The organism is Gordonia sp. (in: high G+C Gram-positive bacteria) (genome assembly GCF_020438995.1).
GTDB lineage: Bacteria > Actinomycetota > Actinomycetes > Mycobacteriales > Mycobacteriaceae > Gordonia.
In genome coordinates, this window is sequence record NZ_JAGQTN010000117.1 from 1 (window position 1) to 5,304 (window position 5,304).

Here is a 5,304-nt window from a genome sequence, read left to right on the forward strand (position 1 = left end):
CACCCCAACCCTCTAGCCCCCCGACGCCGAACCAACGAAGAAGATGCTTTGGTCACCCCAACCCTCTTGCCCCCTGAGGCCGAAGCGACGAAGAAGATGTTCTTGTCACGCCAACCATCTTGATCCCTGAGGCCGAAGCGACGAAGGAGCGAGGGTCACGAAGGGTCCGGTGACCTTTCGGCACCTGACGCACCCACCTCGAACGCCACAGGCCACCTCAGGCGACCGAGACCCACGAACCGGTGATCGAGGCCTCCACTTCGGCGGCCACCTCCTGCAGAACACGCACGGAGGCAAGGGCGTTGGGGTCTTCCAGGCGCCCGGCGCGGGTCACCACCTCGATACGCCGGCTTTCCAGGTCGAGTCCTTCGACCACCAGCGGTGCGAGTTGTTCGGAGACCGCCAGCGCCGGCACAAGCGCGACCGCGATGCCGGCGGCGGCGAGTTCGCAGGCGTTGGCCGCCCCCATCGTCTGGTGGGTGATGTGCGGGGTGAAGCCGACCCTGTCGGCGGCCCGCAGGAGCGCGGTGTGCAGTCCCGAACCGGGAATGCCGGTGGCCCACGAATCGTCGGCCAGCACACCCAAACCCCCGCAGCGGATCGCCGCATGCCGGTTCTGCGCCGCGAGCAGCACCATCGGCTCGGTCAACAGCGGAATACCACGCAGCCCGCTGAACGATTCATGGCGCCCGAAGTCGTATTCGCAGGTGATCGCGAGGTCCGCCTCGCCCTGCCGCAGCTGCCGCAATGCGTCGGCGCGACCGAGCTGACGAATCTGCACACCGATCTCGGGGTCCACCTGCGCGAGACGGACGGTCATCGGGGCCGCGAGCAACCGGACACCGAGATTGAACGACGCCACGATCAGCCGCCCCGAGGTCCGATCGGCGGTGGAGGCGACTGCGCTGAGTGCCTCGTCGACCGCCCCGAGCACGCGGCGGGCATGTTCGGCGAGCACCAGCCCGCCCCGGGTGAGCCCCAGTGTCCGGCCCTCACGCCGGAACAGAGTCGCCCCCGCCTCGTCTTCGAGTACCCGAAGCTGTTGCGACACCGCCGAACTCGTGATGGATCGACGTTCGGCCACAGCAGTGACGGTCCCCAGCTCCGCGAGATCGCAGAGCAACATCATTCGCCGAAGGTCCAGCATGAGACATCCTCCTCCAGTTCGCGGACAGGAGCCCCAGTATGGTGCCGGGCGCCACCGGAGCACCCTGTTGCACCCAGCCTGGCGAAATCTACCGACGGCAAGTCACCGTGCGTAGACCGCGAAGTGCGCCGTCCGCACCCGCGGTGCCAGCCCCCGCACCTGTAGGAACTGCGCCGCACGGGCCCGGACCTGCGCGATGTCGGAGTCGAGCAGCGCCGCACCGCCCGCCGCGACGACGGCCGCCGTGGTGGCGCGGACAGCGAGTTCGTTGAGCACCGCACGCCACTGTGGATCCGGCAGCGGTGTGGCCGCCGCAGTCTCCAGTTCCGCGGACAGCGCGAGCAAATGAGTGTCGTCGCCGGCGATGCGCAGCGCGTCATCGAGCGCGGCGCGGGCGAGACCGTACGGTCCGGCAGGCGCGATCGCGGCCAGATCCGCATCATCGACGTCGGGATTCAGGTGTTTGGCCCGTTGCAATTCCTGCACGCGGGTGCCGTCACGGTGACGATACTCCTCAACGGCGACGACCTCCGTGACCAGCGCATCGGGCAGAAAGTATCCGTCGAGTCTCAGTTCCGCTGTGCGGGAGCCATATACCGCCGCGAGCGGGAGAACCTGACCGCTGATCGACGCATCGTCGAGATGGCCGATCCCGAACACGAATTCCTCGCGCTGCTCATCGACGGCGCCGAGCCAGATGATGTCGGTCAGCCCCCAGCCCGAATGCCACCCGATCACCCCGTCGATGCGATATCCGCCGGCGACGCGGGTGGCGACGGTGCCGCGGCGTTTCGGCCAGCTCCGCACATGCCCCATCCCCGCACCGCCGATCAGTTCACCCGAGGCCAGCTTCGGCAGCAGTTCAAGCGCGTCATCGGTTCCCGCAGTGACCGCCGGCAGCACCGGCGCACCGTGCTGCGTGACGATCGTCGCCGTCGACGGGTCCACACCGAACAGCAGATTGTTCACCGCATTCACCACCCGCGGCGGCAGTTTCAGTCCGCCGTACTGTTCGGGGACGAACAGCCGGTGGTAGCCGATCTCCCGCAGGCCGTCGATATGCGAGCGCGGAACCTCGGTGCGGTCGACCTCGACGGCGCGCGGGGTCAGTACCTCGGCCGCGAAACGCACGAACTCCTGGTACATGGGATGCGCCGTCGGGTCGGCGTCGACCAGTGCGGCGGTGACGACTGCTGAGGTGATATCGGCTGTGGTGGTCATGATGTCACCGTACGTTCGCCGCACCCACACCCAATGAATTCCGGCCCGGTCGATTTTTTCCCATCGTAAACAATTTCTTCGCGATTCCCCCAAGAATTAGTCGACACATTTCTACTACATGAATCCTGTAGTAGGACAACAGCTATCGACAATTCCAAGAACTCACTGCCCACTTTGGGGACCACGGTGAGTTTATCCATTTTCCTACCCGCCCGGCACCCATACCTTTCAGTTACAGCGCATGGCAGGGACTTCGATCCCCACAACGTGCACCCAAGGACCCCCACTTCCACAGACTCCACACCGATACCGAGGTTGCAGATGAGTTCGACACAGATCGCACCGACACACACGTCACCGACGGGCACCACGCGATTGCTGACCAGCAGAGTCCGGAGCAGCAGATTCGTACGCAAGCTGACCGTCGCGGTAGCCGCCGCCCTCGCCGCCCCTACCGTGCTCGCGGGCTGCTCCGGCGTCGGCGGGTCCGACGACGGCGTGGTCACCTTCCGGTTCGCCAACTCGCCCACGGCACTGTCGCTGGTCCGAATCGCCGACGAACTCGGCTACTGGAAGAACGCCGGCGTCAAACCCGAATACGTCGGTCCGGCGACCAGCGTTCCGGCGGTGCAGTTGCTGGACCAAAATCGCGTCGACATCGCCACCGGCATGTTCAGCAACGACATCGACGGCAAGGTGAAGGGTTTCAAGTTCACCGCGATCGCCTCCAGCATGCTCGATCTGCCCGATCAGCCGCATATGGCCTATTTCACCAAGGCCGGCTCGCCCATCACCAAGACCGATCTCAAAGCGGTAGAGGGCAAGACGGTCGGTCTGGGCCCCGGCAAGAACAGCTGCACCGACCTGGTGATCAAGCGCTACCTGAAAAAGAACGGTGTCGACCTGGACAAGGTCAAGTTCCTCGAACTCAAACCGGAACTGATCGCACCCGCTATCGAGCGCGGCGAGGTCGACCTCGGGGTGTTCCACCCGCCGCTGGTGGGTGTGCTACTGAGCAAACCCGACAAGTTCACCCAGACGTTCACCTCCTACGACGACTGGGGACCGCTCGGTGGCCAGGCCCCGTTCGTGGCCAGCAACGCCTGGTTGCAGAAGCATCCGGACGCCGCCCGCGAGTTCGTCGGCATCATCGGCAAGACCGCCAACTGGGCCAACTCCCATCCGAAGGAGTCCGCGGAGATCGCCGGCAAGACCACCGGATACCCGGTGGAGCAGACCACCAACTGGCACTACGCACCGAATGCACTGCTGGACAAGGCAAGTCTGGCACTGTGGTGGGATCTGGTGAAGGACACCGGCACTCCGCTCGCGGGTTCGGAGAAGCTCAAGCCCGAGGACATCGCCACCAACGCGTTCAACCCGTACGCGACCTCCGCCGACCTGCTCGACCATCAGGACGAGAACACCTCGGTACTACCGGGTTTCCGCAACAAGGGAGTTTTCAAGACCCCATTGGTCGACTTCGCCACCGCTGAAAAATAGGCCACCGGAAAGAAACATCACCCGTGGAGAAATAGCCGCGGGCCGAGAACCGTCATCCCAAATCACACACAGAAAGGCCACTGCCATGAGCGGAACAGTGCTGGTGGAGCAGCAAACAGCCGCCGCGGGCAGCGCGATCAGGGCACCGAGGCATGCTACACCCAAGATCGTGGCCCGCAAGGTCAGCAAGCTCTACCCCAAACCCGGTTCCCGCAAGGACGTCACCGCCGTCCTCGACGGATTCGACCTGACCATCAACGACGGCGAGTTCCTGTCGCTGCTCGGCCCGAGCGGCTGCGGTAAGTCGACATTCCTCAATATCCTTGCCGGACTGGACAGTTACAACGGCGGCTCGGTCCACCTCGACGGGCAGCAGGTCACCGGGGTCAACAAGAACGTGGGTGTCGTATTCCAGGGCTACGCACTGTTCCCCTGGCTGACCGCGCAGAAGAACGTCGAAGTCGGCCTCAAGATCCGGGGCGTCGGCAGGGCCGAGCGTCGCGAACGGGCCGCCGAGGTGCTCAAGACCGTCGGTCTGTCGGCTGCGGCCGACCGTCTGCCGCACCAGCTTTCCGGTGGTATGCGCCAGCGTGCGGCCATCGCCCGCGTCCTGGCATACGACCCGGAGGTGCTCGTGTTCGACGAGCCGTTCGCCGCGCTCGACGCCCAGACGCGTGAGTTCCTGCAGGGCGAATTGCTGCGCATCTGGGAGTCGGGCGAGAACAAGAAGACCATTCTGTTCGTCACCCATTCCATCGACGAGGCCATCTTCCTGTCCGACCGGATCGCGGTGATGACCAAGTCCCCGGGCGCTGTCAAGACCGTCCTGGACGTCGACCTGGACCGTCCGCGGACCCAGACATTGCGCAGTTCCGAAGATTTCGCACATATCCGGGCCAGGGTGGCCGGGATTCTCGCCGAGGAGGTCAACGTTGGCAACGACGCTGCCTAAGCCGGACCCGGCGGGGCTGTCGGCAATCGATGAGGACTACGACCTCACCCCACCTGCCCGCCGCAACCCGTATCTGGTCAAGTACGAGCGATACATCTACGGCGCGATCGGCCTGACCGGCTTTCTCGTACTGTGGTGGGCGGCCGTCGCTTCCGGTTATGTCGACAAGCTCTACCTGTCGACGCCGCAGGACACCTTCACCGCCCTGATCGACGGACTGGCCGACGGATCGCTGGCCCAGGAGATCGCGCCGAGCGTGCAGCGCGCGCTCATCGGTTTCGTGATCGGCCTCGTCGCCGGTATCGGTTTGGGGATCGCCGTCGGGTATGTCCGCATCGTTCAGCAATTCCTCGAACCGGTGCTGCTGTTCTTCCGCAATCTGTCGCTGCTCGCGCTGCTGCCGGTGTTCGTGGTGTTCTTCGGTATCGGCGAGCAGTCCAAGATCGCGATCGTGGTGTGGGCGTGCTTCTGGCCGATCTTC

Annotated in this window: 4 protein-coding genes and 1 pseudogene; 3 read left to right on the plus strand and 2 right to left on the minus strand. The window is 64.8% G+C overall.

Going from position 1 to position 5,304, the window contains the following annotated elements:
- Positions 1-217: 217 nt before the first annotated feature.
- Positions 218-1,147: a LysR family transcriptional regulator gene (locus tag KDB67_RS09155; protein WP_291015074.1), complete on the minus strand. Its 930-nt coding sequence runs from the start codon at positions 1,145-1,147 to the stop codon at positions 218-220.
- 102 nt (positions 1,148-1,249) lie between these two features.
- Positions 1,250-2,368, minus strand: coding sequence for an acyl-CoA dehydrogenase family protein (locus KDB67_RS09160; RefSeq protein WP_291015076.1), 1,119 nt, complete (start codon positions 2,366-2,368; stop codon positions 1,250-1,252).
- A 321-nt stretch (positions 2,369-2,689) separates the two neighbouring features.
- Between KDB67_RS09160 and KDB67_RS09165 the strand changes: the two genes are divergently transcribed.
- The 3 genes and pseudogenes from KDB67_RS09165 to KDB67_RS09175 all read left to right on the plus strand — a co-directional run.
- Positions 2,690-3,871, plus strand: coding sequence for an ABC transporter substrate-binding protein (locus KDB67_RS09165; protein ID WP_291015078.1), 1,182 nt, complete (start codon positions 2,690-2,692; stop codon positions 3,869-3,871).
- Between the two features lie 85 nt (positions 3,872-3,956).
- Positions 3,957-4,823: an ABC transporter ATP-binding protein gene (locus KDB67_RS09170; RefSeq protein WP_291015080.1), complete on the plus strand. Its 867-nt coding sequence runs from the start codon at positions 3,957-3,959 to the stop codon at positions 4,821-4,823.
- Positions 4,804-5,304, plus strand: a pseudogene (locus tag KDB67_RS09175) (ABC transporter permease); the annotation flags it as partial. The gene KDB67_RS09170 and the pseudogene KDB67_RS09175, both read left to right, overlap by 20 nt.

Bases quoted from the DNA above. Each gene is read 5' to 3' on its own strand.
- KDB67_RS09155 (WP_291015074.1), bottom strand. From the start codon at position 1,147: ATGCTGGACCTTCGGCGAATGATGTTGCTCTGCGATCTCGCGGAGCTG.
- KDB67_RS09160 (WP_291015076.1), bottom strand. From the start codon at position 2,368: ATGACCACCACAGCCGATATCACCTCAGCAGTCGTCACCGCCGCACTG.
- KDB67_RS09165 (WP_291015078.1), top strand. From the start codon at position 2,690: ATGAGTTCGACACAGATCGCACCGACACACACGTCACCGACGGGCACC.
- KDB67_RS09170 (WP_291015080.1), top strand. From the start codon at position 3,957: ATGAGCGGAACAGTGCTGGTGGAGCAGCAAACAGCCGCCGCGGGCAGC.